General features: G+C 35.1%; 14 protein-coding genes. 7 read left to right on the forward strand and 7 right to left on the reverse strand.

Features of this window, described 5'->3' with window-relative positions; translation table 11 throughout:
- From E0W69_RS02310 to E0W69_RS02320, 3 genes are read right to left on the reverse strand one after another with little or no spacing between them, the layout of a single operon-like run.
- Nucleotides 1-954, reverse strand: coding sequence for an MBL fold metallo-hydrolase (locus tag E0W69_RS02310; RefSeq protein ID WP_131328423.1), 954 nt, complete (start codon nucleotides 952-954; stop codon nucleotides 1-3).
- An 11-nt stretch (nucleotides 955-965) separates the two neighbouring features.
- A complete protein-coding gene (locus tag E0W69_RS02315) occupies nucleotides 966-1,367 on the reverse strand; it encodes a hypothetical protein (RefSeq protein WP_131328424.1) in 402 nt (133 codons plus the stop codon).
- The gene (locus E0W69_RS02320) at nucleotides 1,351-2,397 is read right to left on the reverse strand and encodes a nucleoid-associated protein (RefSeq protein ID WP_131328425.1); all 1,047 of its coding nucleotides are present in this window, start codon (nucleotides 2,395-2,397) and stop codon (nucleotides 1,351-1,353) included. The genes E0W69_RS02315 and E0W69_RS02320 overlap by 17 nt, the downstream gene beginning before the upstream one ends.
- A 110-nt stretch (nucleotides 2,398-2,507) precedes the next feature.
- Here E0W69_RS02320 and mtgA point away from each other — a divergent pair, with 110 nt between their 5' ends.
- The 3 genes from mtgA (at nucleotide 2,508) to E0W69_RS02335 (ending at nucleotide 4,726) form a co-directional block, all read left to right on the forward strand.
- A complete protein-coding gene (gene mtgA / locus E0W69_RS02325; protein WP_131328426.1) occupies nucleotides 2,508-3,191 on the forward strand; it encodes a monofunctional biosynthetic peptidoglycan transglycosylase in 684 nt (227 codons plus the stop codon).
- An 8-nt stretch (nucleotides 3,192-3,199) separates the two neighbouring features.
- Entirely contained in the window at nucleotides 3,200-3,931 is a 732-nt protein-coding gene (gene kdsB / locus E0W69_RS02330; RefSeq protein WP_131328427.1) for a 3-deoxy-manno-octulosonate cytidylyltransferase, read from the forward strand.
- Between the two features lie 195 nt (nucleotides 3,932-4,126).
- Nucleotides 4,127-4,726, forward strand: coding sequence for a hypothetical protein (locus E0W69_RS02335; protein ID WP_131328428.1), 600 nt, complete (start codon nucleotides 4,127-4,129; stop codon nucleotides 4,724-4,726).
- A gap of 2 nt (nucleotides 4,727-4,728) precedes the next feature.
- Here E0W69_RS02335 and E0W69_RS02340 read toward each other — a convergent pair whose 3' ends face one another.
- Both E0W69_RS02340 and E0W69_RS02345 read right to left on the reverse strand, forming a co-directional pair.
- On the reverse strand, nucleotides 4,729-5,880 hold the full coding sequence (locus E0W69_RS02340; protein ID WP_131328429.1) for a methionine aminotransferase: 1,152 nt from the start codon (nucleotides 5,878-5,880) through the stop codon (nucleotides 4,729-4,731).
- A 54-nt stretch (nucleotides 5,881-5,934) separates the two neighbouring features.
- Nucleotides 5,935-6,738 carry a tyrosine-protein phosphatase gene (locus E0W69_RS02345; protein ID WP_191967937.1) on the reverse strand — a complete coding sequence of 268 codons (804 nt, stop codon included), beginning with the start codon at nucleotides 6,736-6,738 and terminating at the stop codon, nucleotides 5,935-5,937.
- A 154-nt stretch (nucleotides 6,739-6,892) separates the two neighbouring features.
- On the opposite strand from E0W69_RS02345, the gene E0W69_RS02350 reads away from it, so the two are divergent.
- Nucleotides 6,893-8,446, forward strand: coding sequence for a DUF6600 domain-containing protein (locus E0W69_RS02350; RefSeq protein ID WP_131328430.1), 1,554 nt, complete (start codon nucleotides 6,893-6,895; stop codon nucleotides 8,444-8,446).
- 75 nt (nucleotides 8,447-8,521) lie between these two features.
- Here the strand turns inward: E0W69_RS02350 and E0W69_RS02355 are convergent, their stop codons facing one another.
- The gene (locus tag E0W69_RS02355; RefSeq protein ID WP_131328431.1) at nucleotides 8,522-10,180 is read right to left on the reverse strand and encodes an amino acid permease; all 1,659 of its coding nucleotides are present in this window, start codon (nucleotides 10,178-10,180) and stop codon (nucleotides 8,522-8,524) included.
- Between the two features lie 122 nt (nucleotides 10,181-10,302).
- Complete coding sequence (gene ychF, locus E0W69_RS02360; protein ID WP_131328432.1) at nucleotides 10,303-11,406, reverse strand: redox-regulated ATPase YchF; 1,104 nt, start codon at nucleotides 11,404-11,406, stop codon at nucleotides 10,303-10,305.
- A gap of 510 nt (nucleotides 11,407-11,916) precedes the next feature.
- On the opposite strand from ychF, the gene E0W69_RS02365 reads away from it, so the two are divergent.
- From E0W69_RS02365 to E0W69_RS20390, 3 genes are all read left to right on the forward strand, one after another.
- The gene (locus E0W69_RS02365; protein WP_131328433.1) at nucleotides 11,917-13,902 is read left to right on the forward strand and encodes an LTA synthase family protein; all 1,986 of its coding nucleotides are present in this window, start codon (nucleotides 11,917-11,919) and stop codon (nucleotides 13,900-13,902) included.
- 215 nt (nucleotides 13,903-14,117) lie between these two features.
- A complete protein-coding gene (locus tag E0W69_RS02370) occupies nucleotides 14,118-15,092 on the forward strand; it encodes a YpdA family putative bacillithiol disulfide reductase (RefSeq protein WP_131328434.1) in 975 nt (324 codons plus the stop codon).
- A gap of 2 nt (nucleotides 15,093-15,094) precedes the next feature.
- Nucleotides 15,095-15,253: a hypothetical protein gene (locus E0W69_RS20390; RefSeq protein ID WP_191967938.1), complete on the forward strand. Its 159-nt coding sequence runs from the start codon at nucleotides 15,095-15,097 to the stop codon at nucleotides 15,251-15,253.
- The last annotated feature ends 201 nt before the right edge of the window (nucleotides 15,254-15,454 follow it).

The raw sequence follows: 15,454 nt of genomic DNA on the forward strand, positions 1-15,454 counted from the left end.
TTAGAATTTTAAAAATCTACCTTGCTCTGGAAAAATCCATTTCACCTGAAATGGATTTTTATTTAATAATTCTTTTTTTATAGTTGCCGGGTTATTGCCATCGGGTTTGATATGTGTAATTACTATAGGTAAATTTTTCAATGCTGCAGCATTTGTTAATTCTTCCAAATCCGCTAATTCCATATTCAAAAGCCTTGGCGTTAAGTGTCCAAATAATAATTTATCTGGTTGACTATTGGGAAAAGAAACTTCAATAAAAATTGCTTTTAATTTTTTGGAAGTTATTAATGGTGCGATATTTTCCCATAAATGATGCAAACTATGACTATGTTCTATTGTATCAGCTCCTGTATCACCTAAATACAAAATTGAATTATCAGATTGGTTCGTTACTAAAAAAGCGGTGCTTTTAAAAGGCTCGCCATGTGATAGTTGGAATGTCGTAATCTTCAATCCTGTATTAGGTTCTATGATCGAACTATCTTTTTGTAAAGTATCCAAATGATATTTTCCTAATTTGGGCTTTTCTCCTATATCCGAAAAATTCGCCCAAGATTCCCAACTGAAATAATGTTTGTCTATGGATTCTATGCAACTCCCCAAACCATAAATCGTTTTTTTACTATCCGCTGGAGAGTTTTGAATTAAACCTGCCACATGGTCCAAATGTGGATGAGATATAAAATAAGCTTTGATATTATTTTGGATGAATTTTTCGGGCGCTTCAGTGGGTAAACTATGATTTTGCATGGCTACTTTTATTCCACTATACAAAGTGCCTGCATCTAGCGCAACATATTGCTGACTCGTATCATTTGCTGCTAAATAAGCAGAAAGATTGCTTTCTTCCAATCCGCCGTGTATTCCTAATGGCAGTACTTTAAAGGATTGTGCATTTATTTTAGAACTTGATAAAATGATTAAAGCTAATATACTTAGTTTTAATATTTTCATAGTATAAGTTTTTAGTCTTTGTACATTTTAGGAGAGATATTGATCGTTGCGATAGATTGGCCATTTTTATCTTTATAACTATAAGACATAGTTACATTATTTTCCCTATATCTAGCAAGAGAAGGTTCTGTTTTTACTTGATTGATAAAAGAAGGTTCTAATGACTTTACAAGATTAGAAGAGTCGATGTCTTTTTTTTCTGATGTAACTATAGTATAGGAATAACGAAAAGTATTTCCAGGTAGTACGCTCACGCTATCCCAGCGTGTAATGTCATCCATCATGACTGGACATTTTTTTTGTAATGTTTTCGCATCTGCTTGTAGTTGCTCATCAAAATTAGTTTGACAACTTACTATAGAAAATAAAACTGCTCCTAATGATAATATTTTTAATTTATTTTTCTTCATCATAATAAAATTTATAGTATTGATGTCCAGTCGCTTCGTCGATACCTTTTTCCATCAAGTCTCTACGGCTATGGATATTAATTATAAAATTATTATCCAGTTTCAATACACTTTTGAAATTCTTGTTTTGTTTTTTAACGGCAGAAAGATGGATGTCAAAATCATCTTCTAACGCAATGTCTTTGGATGATTCGTATCTGGATTTAAAATCTTTGAAACTATCAATGACATCTTCGTGATTGATAACATTTTCTGCAAATTGTTCGATGTTGAATTTTTCTTCCGTTTTGAAATACTCCATGGAACGATTCATCAAATCGATCTGGTCGCTTTTGGAAACTTCAAATTTACTTGGAAATTCTTCGGTGATAAATTGTTTGCACAAGGTAAGATAATCATCCGTACTGTGATAACTATCAACGATGGATTCTAGTTGCAAAAAATCCTTGATCCAATATTGCGCTTCATTATTTTTATTCGTCGCATCCAGTGCCAAACAAACATAGCCATTTTCCTTTTCTTTACGCAAAATCAAACATCCTTTGTCTAATTTGTTAATATTTACACCTTCTTCTTGAACTACTTCGTAACTAGTGCCATGTGGGAATACTTTCAAAAATGTCTCTTTGCTTTCACTTTTGAATATCCCAATCGCTTGTAATTCGTCCTCTTCTATCCAAATTTTATCAAATAGCGCCACATACAATTCGCCTTCTTTTACTTTTACATGCGTGCTTTTACTATATAGAAACTGCGCAATTAGAGCTGAATAAGCTAAAAAATCATCTGGCTTTTCAAATATATGCGTTGCATAATTGTAGACTTCATTGAGTTCAATATCATTTAAATGGGTGAAATGGTAACGATCATTTTCATTAAATGCGCCGAGAAAATATTTGCTCAGCATGCTTTTTACCAAATCATCATTAAGAGTCAAAGGATTTTGTGAAAGTTTGAGTTCTTCTCCTCGAGAAGGATTGCCGACTTTATGTACGATCACTTTTTCAATAATTGCTCTATCCGTGCCTGTCATGCGACAAAGATAGGTCGCCTACATAAGTTTATCCAAACTTAAAAATGAAATTATGCAATCAAATTGGCTGACGTATTCTTAACTTTGCCGCCAAATACACGGATAAAAAAATGATTCGTTCTATTCTAAAATGGTGTTTTTTCTTACTTCTTGCTTCAACTGTTTATGCAGCTTGTTGCAAAGTTGTGATGCCACCAATTACGCTAACCCAATTAAGTAGCTGGCTCGGACCTTATGGTTTGACTAGAGATTATGTCAGTGGAGACGAGATTAGTAGCAATCTTAAACTAGCAGCCATGGCAAGTGAAGATCAATTATTTCCAGATCATGGAGGTTTTGATTGGAAACAAATGGAAAAAAGCATGCTCACCAAACACAAAAATCGTGTGCGAGGTGGTGCCGCAAGTACTATAAGTCAACAAACGGCCAAAAATGTATTTCTTTGGCAAGGGGAAGGCGTGATGAAATATATTAGAAAAGTACCTGAATTTTATTTTACCAAAATCATTGAATGGATTTGGGGTAAAAAACGCATTTTAAATGTGTATTTGAATGTTATAGAAACAGGTCCTGGCTTATTTGGTGTAGAAGCCGCAGCGCAGCATTATTTTCACAAACCAGCCAAAGATTTGACGAGGAGAGAGGCAGCATTGATTATTGCATGTCTCCCCAATCCTAAAAAATTTATTGCTACTTCTGGTGACAGATATGTAGAGCATCATGCCAATTGGATCATGCGACAGATGAATAATCTAAAAGATGATCCAGATATCAAGGCTTTGATTGAAAATTAGAATATTCCATGAAAAAATTTGCATTAATACCCGCACGATATGATTCTTCTCGTTTTCCTGGAAAATTGATGAAGATTTTGGGGGAGAAAACGATCATTCGTCATACGTATGAAAATACCGTAGCGACAGGCCTGTTTGATGAGGTTTTCGTAGCGACAGACAGCGAAATTATATTTGACGAAATTACGCAAAACGGCGGTCGTGCTGTGATGAATAAGCGTCCGCATGAGTCTGGCAGTGATCGTATTGCAGAGGCTATTGCAGATATGGATGTGGATATTGTACTCAACGTGCAAGGTGATGAACCATTCGTTCAAAAAGAACCTTTGGAAAAATTATTACAAGTATTTGACGGGGATGCTGGTGCCGATGTGCAAGTGGCAAGCTTGATGCGTAAATTTTCCGATCCGGAAATGGTCAAAGAACCAAGCAATGTAAAAGTCGCCGTGGATTTGAACAATAATTCCCTATTATTTAGTCGTTCGGTTATTCCTTATCACCGCGATACCACGATCGAAGTTCCTTATTACCATCATATAGGCGTATATGCTTTCCGAAAAAATGCGTTGATGTCCTTTACTAATTGGGATATTACACCACTGGAAGCCGCTGAAAAAATTGAATGTTTGCGTTATTTGGAACATGGAATTCAATTGAAAATGGTAGAAGTTAGTGCAATGGGTATTGGGATAGATACTCCACAAGATCTGGAAAGAGCAAGAGATTTTATAGGGAAATAGCAGTTGAAGTTAGCCGTGCAATTGTCTTGCATAAATGAGATTACTTCGCTGCGCTCACAATGACGTCATTTCGAGCGTAGCGAAGTAATCTGTTATTACCACTCATATTTTATCTAAATATATGCATAGAATAATTTCTAATTTATCAAAATGCATATTTCAATAAATTTCTTTAATTTTAGTGAAAACTAAATGATGAAATATATCCTAACCTTTTTGAGCCTTTGTTTGATGGCCAATTTTGTAACTGCCCAGTCGAGTAAAATCGTCTATTTAAAATCGGATGACACTAAAGTTCCTGTATATTTTGATACTGCTGCTGTTTCAAGAGAATTTTCTCCATTGATTTTAGTAGACGGAAGAGATGTGAAAAAAGAGATGTTTAATACAATTCCGACGGACAGTATTGAAAGTGTAAATGTAATTTCTAAGAATGATACAATTATTGATAATCAAGTTTATAAAGGTGTAATTCGTATTTCTTTAAAAGAAGGTGCAAAAAAATACCTAAAAACTTCTGGTTCTCTTCTTACTTTAATTAAAGATTCTTTGCAATTGAATCCCTCAAAAGTTATTTGTACCGTTGATGGAAAATTAGTAACGACACAGTTTAAAGATTATCTTGTCAATATAGATAGGATTGGAAAAATTACCATATTGCCCTATAATAATGTGACGGTCAATAAAGAAGATAATACTTTATTAGTTCGAATCAATACTAAAACGATTACGGATATTCAAGGTTTTATTGGCGAAAATGGACCAAGCACTACAGCAGTGAAGAGTCTTAAATAAAATCAATTAAAAATACTCAATCTCCTTCCAGCTTCTTCTAATGTTGTATCTTGTTTACAAAAACAAAAACGTAAAATTTGGTTAGGCGCACCTCCATCATGGTAAAATGCACTTACTGGAATCGTTGCGACTTTATATTGTGCGGTGATTTTCTTAGCAAGGTCAATTCCTGTTTCTTTTAAACCGCCTTGATATTCATAGCAATGAAAATAGCTTCCATGGCTTGTCAACGGTTTAAATGGTGCATTTTTTAAAGCATTTTGGAGAAAATCACGTTTAGCTTGCATCTTTTTACCCAATTCCAAATATGCCGCTTTATTATCTAAAAATCGGGCTAAGGCAACTTGTGTAGGGGTGAAACTACTGAAGCAATTAAACTGATGCACTTTTCGAAATTCCGCCATTAATTCGGGAGCGCTGATGGCGTATCCCAATTTCCAACCGGTACAATTGTAGGTTTTCCCAAAAGAGAAACATGCAAATCCACGTTTCAATAATTCGGGATATTTCAAAATACTTTCATGTTGCAAATCATCAAAAATGAGATGTTCGTACACTTCGTCGCTGATAACGATAATATCCGTACCTTCCGTCACTGCTATTAATTCCTGAATATCTTGTTTGGATAAAACAGAACCTGTTGGATTTTGTGGAGAATTAATAATAATCGCTTTGGTACGATTCGTTATTTTACTTCTAACTTCCTGCCAATCGATAGCATATTCAGGGGCTTGTAATTGAATATACACAGGTTTTGCGCCATTTAATTCGATGATTGGAACATAGCAATCATACGCTGGTTCAAATAAAATAACTTCGTCGTCTTTTTGCAAAAAAGAAGTAAGTGCTGTGTAAATAGCATAAGTTCCGCCCGGAGTGATCGTAATCTGCGTGTCAGGATCTATATTGGAATGGTACAAATCTGCGACTTTTTGCGCTAATTTTTGTCGGATTAATGGAATTCCGTTAGAGTGTGCATATTGGTTATTGCCATCCAACATGGCTTGATTTACCAAACCAATAAGTTGCTTATCCATTGGATAATCTGGAAATCCCTGTCCCAAATTGATGGCATTTTCTTGTAATGCCAGTTGGCTCATTTCTGTAAAAATTGTTAAGCCAACGTTGGGCAATTTGGATAAGGGATAATACATTTTAATACTCTATTGATTTGATAGGGTAAATGTAGGGCAAGCAATGGAAATGTCCTAATTATTTTCTAAAGCCAAATCTGGTACTACTGAACTAATACATTCTTTTCCTTCATCCCAAAATAAAGCACGATTTTGAATGGTAAGTGGTTCTATCATTTTGTAAAAACTAGGTCTTTGCGCCAATTCTTGTAGTGCTTTTAGATGTCTTTCATGGTGCATATCTGTACCCAAAAGATCGATTAATTTAGCTTTTGCTAATTTTTCTACGGTCATTTGTACTGGTTTGCCATAATATCCCAAAAAGGAGAGAAGATTGCTTTGCATCAAACAACCTAAATCCTTCATTCTTTGGTATTTTTCAAAATTTCCATGATAGAAATTGTATCGCTCTGGATGCGCCAAGATGGGTTGAAATCCTTTGGCTTGCAATTCAAATATGACATTTTCTATATTGGAAGATTCTGCCAAATAAGACATTTCAATCAAAATATATTTCTTGTCCTTTCCGAAAGTCAATAGCGGATAATTATTCCGAATTCTTTCTTCAAGTGACATATCGGTCATATATTCTGAGGCCGCATCAATCGGAAAATTGATCCCTTTGGATTTCAATTCATTGCGCACGTCTTGTAATCTTGGTAAAATGGTCCAAGGTGTATTTGGATGAACTTCAGCAAGCGTATGTGGCGTACAAATCAATTTTTCATATCCCAATTCTTGTAACTGTTCTATAAATCTCACTGTGTCATTGATATCTTGTAAGCCATCGTCAAGATTTGGCAATAAGTGAGAGTGCATATCCACTCCGATAAAAGATAGGTCTGCTTTTACTTTTTTAGGCTTAAAAAATGAAAACATATCGCGAATATAATTTCTTTTTTTCGTATTAAATTTGTTGCTTTTTTTACTTGTGATAATATTTACCTAAAAAATATACCAATCTACCGCCATTGTAGATTTTTTTTATTCATATGGCATCAAACTTGAATTATACCAATTAAAATAACGAATTATGAAAAAGATATTCAATAATAAAATAGGTTTTGCTGCTTTACTCATCGGAAGTGTAATTGCATTAGATAGTTGTTCTGTTTATTCTCAAAGTCCACAATATGGTGATTATGATGGTACTTATATCGATGGTGCCAATAATACACAAGGATACGCCGATGATGGATATTATGATGATGCCAATAATCCTGAGGTTAATTTCAATACATTTCAAAGCGCGTTGTCTCCTTATGGCACTTGGATGAATTATGGCAATTATGGTCAGGTGTGGGTATGTAATGTACCTGGATTTCAACCATATTCCTCAGCAGGTTCTTGGGTAAATACCAATTATGGGTGGAGTTGGAATAGTACCTATTCTTGGGGTTGGGCACCATTTCACTACGGTCGCTGGGGATTTGCATCTAATATCGGTTGGTACTGGGTGCCAGGTTACCAATGGGGGCCAGCTTGGGTAAATTGGGGTAATTCGGGAAGTTATTATGGTTGGGCTCCTATGGCTCCTGGTTATAATGTTGGCGTAAGTCTTACTATTGGTTCTATTCCTTCCAATTACTGGACATTCATGCCTGCTCGTTACATGGGTTATCAAAATATCAATAATTATTATGTCAATAATAGCCGTAATGTGACATTTATCAGAAATACGACCATCATTAACAATTATAGCAACGTCAGAAATACGCGTTTTAATTCTGGTCCTAGAAATCAAGATGTAAGCCGTTTTACTGGTCGTTCAGTGCGAACTTTCAATGTCGTAGGTACACGTAATCAAAATAATAATGGACGAGTATCAAATGGTCAATTTAACGTGTATCGTCCAGGAAGGGATTTTTCAAATAATTCCAATAATAATCGTGGAAATAATTCCAGTGCAGAAATAGGAAGAAATAATCCTGAATTTAACCGTGGAAATAACAATTCGAATAATAACAATAGTAGAGGTTTCAACAGAGGAAATTCAAATACGAATAATTCCAATAATAATTCGAATAATGGAAGTTTTAATAGTAGCAATGGAAACAATTCAAATAACAATAATTCGAATAATAATGTAAATAATCGTGGTGGTTTTAATAGGGGAGATAATAACTCAACTCCATCTGGAAATAATAACCCAAACAATAATAATACGAATAATGGAGGTAGTTTTAATCGAGGAAATAATAACAACAATACTCCTGCCGTGAATAATACACCGCCAACAAATACCAATAATTCGAATAATGCTGCACCGAATAGAACATTTAATCGTCCAAATAATAACAATTCAAATAGCAATAGTAATGTTCCCGCAAATAACAATTCAAGGAATCGCTCTTTTGGAAATTGGAATGGAAATAGATCGACCAATAGCGCGCCTGCCGCACAATCACAACCTCGTACACAACCAATGCAACAACAACGTTCTCAGCCTGTACAACAACAGAGAAGTGTAAACCCTCCAGTGCAAAGATCTGCACCGGCAAGGACTTTTTCTACTCCATCAAATAATTCAAGACCACAAAGAGCCGCAACGAATAATAATCAAAATAATTCGAGAAACAGAAGATAACTAGTGAATGTTTTGGATAAAATAAAAAGACCATTCGAATTTTCGAATGGTCTTTTTGATATATTTCAAATATGATTAAGCTTCCTTATTTGCTTTTAATAAATTTATGGAATAGAAAATCAAATGGAAAACTAAAACTACACCTGATAAAATCATTATTCCTTTATCTCCGTCTGCATCGTCGTTGGTTACATGATGCGCAATAGCTAACCCTAATAATCCTAGGGAAACAAATAAACCAACAATACTCGTTATTCTCAACGCTTTTTTACGATCAGCTGCAGTGTCGTTCACAGCTAAATGGCTTTTTCTTATACCTCTTACAAGATATACATCAAAACCAATCATCATCCAAATAACTAAGCGAATCCATGTATCTAATGGTAATAATGCCATCATTGCAAAACATACCACAATACCTAAAATCGGAACTAATGGAACCATCGGAGTTTGAAATGCCTTAGGTGCGTTAGGATTCGTCTTTCTTAAGACAATAATGCCTGCACAAACTAAAATAAAGGCAAATAAAGTTCCGATACTTGTCATTTCACCAACAATTCTTCCAGGGATGAAAGCTGCAAATAAGCTTACAAACAATAAAAAGAAAAAGTTAGAACGCGTTGGTGTTTTGAATTTTGGATGTAATTTGGAAAATACAGAAGGTAAAAGTCCATCTTTACTCATAGAGTAGAATACACGACTTTGTCCTAAAAGCATTACCAATATGACAGAAGAATAACCTAACAAAATAGCAATAATAATTACTCTATTTAGCCAAGGATATGCAGGTACAATCACGCCATCAGCTCCTGGAGTCCCCATGTGATTAATGGCCGTAGCTACAGGCGCCAATTCATTACCAGCTTCTCCGAATAGTTTATATGGAGCGACACCTGTCATGACATACGCAAATAATATGTACAATATCGTACATGCAACCAAAGAACCAAGGATGCCAATTGGCATCGCTTTTTTCGGATTTTTAGTCTCTTGCGCGGCCGTTGATACGGCATCAAAACCTACGTAAGCAAAGAATACTACACCTGCTGCGCGTAAGATCCCAGACCAACCAAATTTACCAGGACCTTCATTTTTGGGTATGAATGGATGTAAATTTTCGGGACGTACATATTTAATACCTATAGCAATGAAAATCAATACAATGGCAACTTTTAAAACGACGATGATATTGTTCAACTTTGCAGATTCTCCCGTTCCTCTCATCAATACAAGTGACATGATTGTCACGATGAAAATTGCTGGTAAATTAATGATGCCTCCATCAAAAGGCGTTTTCATTAAGGATTCTGGCAGTGATACGCCAAATGACTCGAAAAACTTACTCAAATATCCTGACCAGCTTGACGCAACGGTTGCTGCTCCAACTGCATATTCCAATACTAAATCCCAACCGATAATCCATGCAATAAATTCTCCCATGGTAGCATAACTATACGTGTATGCGCTACCCGCAACAGGAATCATAGAAGAAAATTCTGCGTAACAAAGACCCGCAAATGTACAACCAATCGCAGCTACAACAAATGATATCATGATGGCAGGGCCTGCATAATTTGCTGCAGCCATACCCGTAATAGAAAACAATCCAGCTCCAATGATCGCCCCAATTCCCAAAGCAACAAGAGCACCTGCACTTAAGGTTTTCTTCATCCCTTGCGTGTCGGCGGACTCTGCCAATAAGCCTTCTATAGATTTCTTAGAAAATAAAGCCATTATTAATTAGTTTTTTAAAAAATTTGCGTGAAAGATAGTCAATTTGCATAAATATAGATAAAAAAAGGAAGAAATGTTCAAATAGTAAAAAACTATTATATGACTTTTCTTCCTTTAATTTGTTATACGTTGAATCTAAAATTCATAATATCGCCGTCTTGTACGACGTATTCTTTTCCTTCCACATTTAGTTTTCCATTTTCCTTACAGGCAGCTTCGGATTTATATTTGATAAAGTCTTCATACTTAATGACTTCCGCCCTGATAAAGCCTTTTTCAAAATCTGTATGGATCACGCCGGCAGCTTGTGGAGCTAAAAATCCTTTGGTAATGGTCCAAGCACGTACTTCTTTTTCACCTACGGTAAAATAAGTACTCAAATGCAACAAATTGTAAGTTGCTTGTATCAATCTTGCAACACCACTCTGTGTCAATCCCAAATCTTCCAAGAAAACTTGACGATCTTCGAAGCTATCCATAACTGCAATTTCACTTTCGATCTGTGCGCTTACAAATAAGATCTCCGCTTTTTCATCTTTGACATTTTCTTTAACTGCTTCCGTATGTTTATTACCAGAAACGACAGATTTCTCGTCTACATTACAAACGTAGATAACTGGTTTGATCGTTAAAAGTGCCAAGTCATTCAAATGTTTTTGTTTGTCTTCAACAGAAACTTCAAACGAACGTGCATTTTTACCAGATTCCAAATGCGCTTTCATTGCTTTTAGAATTTCTACGCCTCTGATCGCTTCTTTATCGCCGCTTGATTTCGCTGCTTTTTCAGATTTGGCTAATTTTTTATCAACCGAATCCAAATCTTTCAATTGTAATTCGGTATCGATAACTTCTTTATCCGAAACAGGATTTACAACGCCATCTACGTGAATGACATTATCATCATCAAAACAACGCAATACGTGAATGATCGCATCAGTATTTCTGATATTTCCCAAAAATTGATTACCCAAACCTTCACCTTTGCTTGCACCTTTTACAAGACCAGCAATATCTACGATCTCTACCGTTGTAGGAATAACTTTTTGTGGATGCACCAAATCTTCCAAAGCAATTAGACGCTCATCAGGTACGGTGATTACTCCGACATTGGGCTCAATTGTACAGAATGGAAAATTGGCAGCTTGCGCTTTTGCACTACTTAATGCATTAAATAACGTGGATTTGCCTACGTTGGGCAATCCGACAATACCAGCTTGTAAAGCCATGAAATATGTATTTTAATCTCTTTTAAACGAATTATTCGTCGTGAACAATTGGCGCAAATGTAATATTAAAATCTGTGAGTTAAAACAGTGTTTGTTAATTCATAATTGGCTGCATTTTCATAAGCACTTTTTATTTCTCAAAATAGAACGGCGTCGTTTAAAATCCACAAATTCATGTTTTATTGTCGTAGCTAGAAACATTAAATATTTACTTTACCTCTAACAACTGTAATGAATGTGGTGTTTTGGGTAAACTATTAGTAAAGGAAAACCAATTAAGAAAATAAAATAAGCACGCAATGGCTAGAATAGAGACGAAAATATATGTGACTTTTTTCATTTGGTTTATTTTTATTAAAGATAAGCAATCCTTATTTAATATTTGAAGTCAAAGACAGGACGTGCTTTTCCTTCAAATATTAAATACTTGCTAAATTGTAGATATTTGCATCAAAGATGCAGAAACTACTTACTTTTGGCGTCGCAAAAAAGAACGCATATTTTTAAATAATGAAAAATAGAAAAGTTTCCTTTCTCGTACAATGGCTTTTATTGGTAGATATTAGCATATTGATATTGATGACATTATTACGCGTCATCTTTGTCAATGTATTTTCAGCTCCATCAACATTTGCCAATTATCCCAAATTTTCGACTTTTTTTCTTGGGGCTAGATTTGATTGCCGGGATATTGCAATTATAAGTACGTTGGTATTTTTATTGGCATTATTCACGCCTTTAAATCCATTTAAAAAAGCATTGGGAAGGAAGATTTCCTTTACTATTTGGATATTGGCGGCAATCCTATTTTCACTTTTCTATATTGTAGATTTTGCCAATTATTCTTATTTGCAAGAGCGATTAAATGCTGATTTGTTGACTTTGATGGAAAATTCCAAGGATGCCGCTGGCATGGTTTGGCAAACCTATCCAGTGATTTGGTTATTGATTCTTTGGATTGTCGGCGTGGTTTTGATATATGGAATTGCGAAATTTTGGTTCAAAAAAGTAGCGAAAGGAATTGATTTTCCTGTTGCTAAGAAAAATAGAATTATTAGCGGTATCGCTTTTTTCCTAGTGATAGCTTTTTTCATATTTGGTCGATTGGGACAATATCCTTTGCGTTGGAGTGATGCATTTACTTTTGGAAATGATTACGCAGCCAAAGTCTCTTTGAATCCTTTTCAATCCTTTTTTAGTTCGTTGAAATATCGCAAAGAACATTTGAATATTGCAGATGTGCGTAAAGCCTATCCTGCGATGGTGAATTATTTGAATATTGAGCATCCGGACTCTAACAGCTTAAATTATACAAGAGTTGCCAATGCGGATACGGCGAACAAGCCCAATGTTGTTGTTGTTATTTGCGAATCTTTTTCTTTTTACAAAAGTTCTATGTCTGGTAACAAATTAGATCCAACGCCATATTTTAATCAGATGTGCAAAAACGGTATTTTATTCGATCGTTGTTTCACGCCTTCTTATGGTACAGCACGAGGAGTGTGGGCTGTGTTTACAGGCATTCCTGATGTAGATTTGCAAAATACTTCTAGCCGCAATCCAAAGGCGGTGAACCAGCATTCGATCATGAATGATTTTAAAGGTTATGATAAAATGTATTTCATCGGAGGTAGTTTGAGTTGGGCAAATATTCGTGGTGTACTTACTAACAATGTGAGCGATCTGCATACATTCGAACAAGATGATTATGATGCACCAAAGATTGATGTTTGGGGCGTTTCGGATAAAAATGTTTTCCTAAAAGCCAATCAAGTTTTTGCACAACAGAAAAAGCCTTTTATGGCAATTATCCAAACTTCTGATAACCATCGTCCTTATACAATTCCGGATGAGGATAAAAATACTTTTAAAGTAAAAAATGCTTCGGATAAAGAATTGCATGAAAATGGATTTGACAATAATCCTGAGTATAATGCATTCAGATACACAGATTTTTGTTACGAAACGTTTATCGAAGCGGCGAAAAAAGAGCCTTATTTTAAAAATACAATTTTCGTATTTGTAGGTGATCATGGTATTCGTGGTGATGCCAACACGATGTATCCAAATGCTTGGACGGAAGAATTAACTTCTGAACATGTGCCTTTGTTATTCTATTCTCCAGGGCATATCCAACCACAAGTCATTCATCATATAGCATCTCAAGTAGATTTATTGCCAACAGCAGCGGGTTTGGCTAAAATCAATTATACTAATACAACACTTGGTCACGATTTACTGAGTCCTTATTGGATGGAAAATTCGGATAAATATGGCGCATTGATTTACGATTATGTTTCCAAATCAATTGGTGTTGTCAAGGATTCCGTCTATTATAGTTTTGGGATACAAGGTGATTTACCTGAAAAAGCAGTTTCAATTGAAAATAACCAACCAATCAATTTAGACGCAAATAAAAAAGCATATTATCATAATTTGACTAATTCGTTATACACTACTTCTTCCTATATGTTGACGCACAATAAAGTGAAGTAGAAATGAAATTTGATTTCATTTGTCCAGTTATATTATTACAAATAAATCTAAGATTTTAGTTAATTCGTCGTCCAGATAATTGCGTTAATTGCTTTGTTACTTCGCAGTCAGTCGATTTGATCTTTTGGTTACTTTTCATTCAAGGGAAAAGTAACCTATATCTTTTAAAATTACTTTTTAGTAAAAATCCTGCATCAAGTATCTTTGCAAGTATTATGGTAAATAAAGATTTGATTATCATCGGTGCAGGTCCGATTGGATTGAGTTGTGGTATTGAAGCAAAAAAAGCAGGTTTAGATTATACAATTATAGACAAAGGAGCCCTTACCAATAGTATTTTTAATTACCCAATATTCATGCGATTTTTCTCTACGGCGGAGCGTTTGGGTATTGGCGATTTACCATTTATGTGCATTGCGCCCAAGCCAGGACGCCAAGAAGCATTGGAATATTACCGCAATGTTGTAGAATTTTTCCAATTAAAAGTGCAATTATTCGAAGAGATTTTTTCCGTACAAAAAGAGGCTGATGGTACATTTACTGTAACAAGTGCCAAAGCAACCTATAAAGCGAAATATATAGTAATTGCTACTGGATTTTACGATATTCCTATGTATCTAAATGTTCCAGGAGAAGATTTACCCAAAGTCCGCCATTATTATAAAGAACCACACGAATATGCTTTTCAAAAAGTGATCGTTGTCGGTGCAAGTAATTCATCCGTAGATGCCGCATTGGAAACATGGCACAAAGGCGCTGAAGTTACCATCGTTGTGCGCGGTGAGGAAATCGGTCAACGTGTAAAATATTGGGTAAAACCTGATATGGAAAATCGTATCAAAGAAGGAAGTATTAAAGCTTTATTTCATTCCAATATCAAAGCGATTCGGGAAAATGAAGTGGATATAGAGACGCCTGATGGAGTGATAACTATGGAAAATGATTTTGTATTGGCGTTGACTGGTTATCGTCCCAATTTTGATTTTTTGGAAAAAATAGGCATTCAATTAGAAGGTGCGACTTTACATCCTAGTCATGATGAAACGACGATGGAAACCAATGTTGCAAATATGTATTTGGCTGGTGTCGTTTGTGGTGGATTAGAAACGCATCTTTGGTTTATTGAAAATTCCAAAGATCATGCGGGTCGTATCATGCAATCCATTTTAACTAAGGAAAATAAAGCGTAAATATGCCTTCCAAAAATAATCCTCGTCGTCGTATTAGTTTGGCTGGACTCATCATTATTGGTGCGGTGCTTGGACTTTTGATTAAAAATATTAAAATCGGAATGATTATCGGAATTGTTCTCGGAGTTTTAATTAGTTCGATTGCATTTAGAAATAAGTAATTTCTTTTTGATAAAAAGTAACGAAGAATCTCTCTCTTTTTTCTTAATAAAAAAGAAACAAAATATCAATTTCGTCTGAAGGCAACCCTTCGGAACGTTCAAAAATGGCTCGTGTACATTTTTTGCTAGCAGATAATAATTTTTAAACGTCGAACTTTATGCAAAAAAAACAGCTCCACCATTTTCTTCACTTTGCTGCCA

This window comes from Rhizosphaericola mali (genome assembly GCF_004337365.2).
In the GTDB taxonomy this organism is placed as follows: Bacteria; Bacteroidota; Bacteroidia; order Chitinophagales; family Chitinophagaceae; genus Rhizosphaericola; species Rhizosphaericola mali.

Coding starts and splice junctions, on each gene's coding strand:
- E0W69_RS02310 (WP_131328423.1), bottom strand. CDS start 954: ATGAAAATATTAAAACTAAGTATATTAGCTTTAATCATTTTATCAAGT.
- E0W69_RS02315 (WP_131328424.1), bottom strand. CDS start 1,367: ATGATGAAGAAAAATAAATTAAAAATATTATCATTAGGAGCAGTTTTA.
- E0W69_RS02320 (WP_131328425.1), bottom strand. CDS start 2,397: ATGACAGGCACGGATAGAGCAATTATTGAAAAAGTGATCGTACATAAA.
- mtgA (WP_131328426.1), top strand. CDS start 2,508: ATGATTCGTTCTATTCTAAAATGGTGTTTTTTCTTACTTCTTGCTTCA.
- kdsB (WP_131328427.1), top strand. CDS start 3,200: ATGAAAAAATTTGCATTAATACCCGCACGATATGATTCTTCTCGTTTT.
- E0W69_RS02335 (WP_131328428.1), top strand. CDS start 4,127: ATGAAATATATCCTAACCTTTTTGAGCCTTTGTTTGATGGCCAATTTT.
- E0W69_RS02340 (WP_131328429.1), bottom strand. CDS start 5,880: ATGTATTATCCCTTATCCAAATTGCCCAACGTTGGCTTAACAATTTTT.
- E0W69_RS02345 (WP_191967937.1), bottom strand. CDS start 6,738: ATGTTTTCATTTTTTAAGCCTAAAAAAGTAAAAGCAGACCTATCTTTT.
- E0W69_RS02350 (WP_131328430.1), top strand. CDS start 6,893: ATGAAAAAGATATTCAATAATAAAATAGGTTTTGCTGCTTTACTCATC.
- E0W69_RS02355 (WP_131328431.1), bottom strand. CDS start 10,180: ATGGCTTTATTTTCTAAGAAATCTATAGAAGGCTTATTGGCAGAGTCC.
- ychF (WP_131328432.1), bottom strand. CDS start 11,406: ATGGCTTTACAAGCTGGTATTGTCGGATTGCCCAACGTAGGCAAATCC.
- E0W69_RS02365 (WP_131328433.1), top strand. CDS start 11,917: ATGAAAAATAGAAAAGTTTCCTTTCTCGTACAATGGCTTTTATTGGTA.
- E0W69_RS02370 (WP_131328434.1), top strand. CDS start 14,118: ATGGTAAATAAAGATTTGATTATCATCGGTGCAGGTCCGATTGGATTG.
- E0W69_RS20390 (WP_191967938.1), top strand. CDS start 15,095: ATGCCTTCCAAAAATAATCCTCGTCGTCGTATTAGTTTGGCTGGACTC.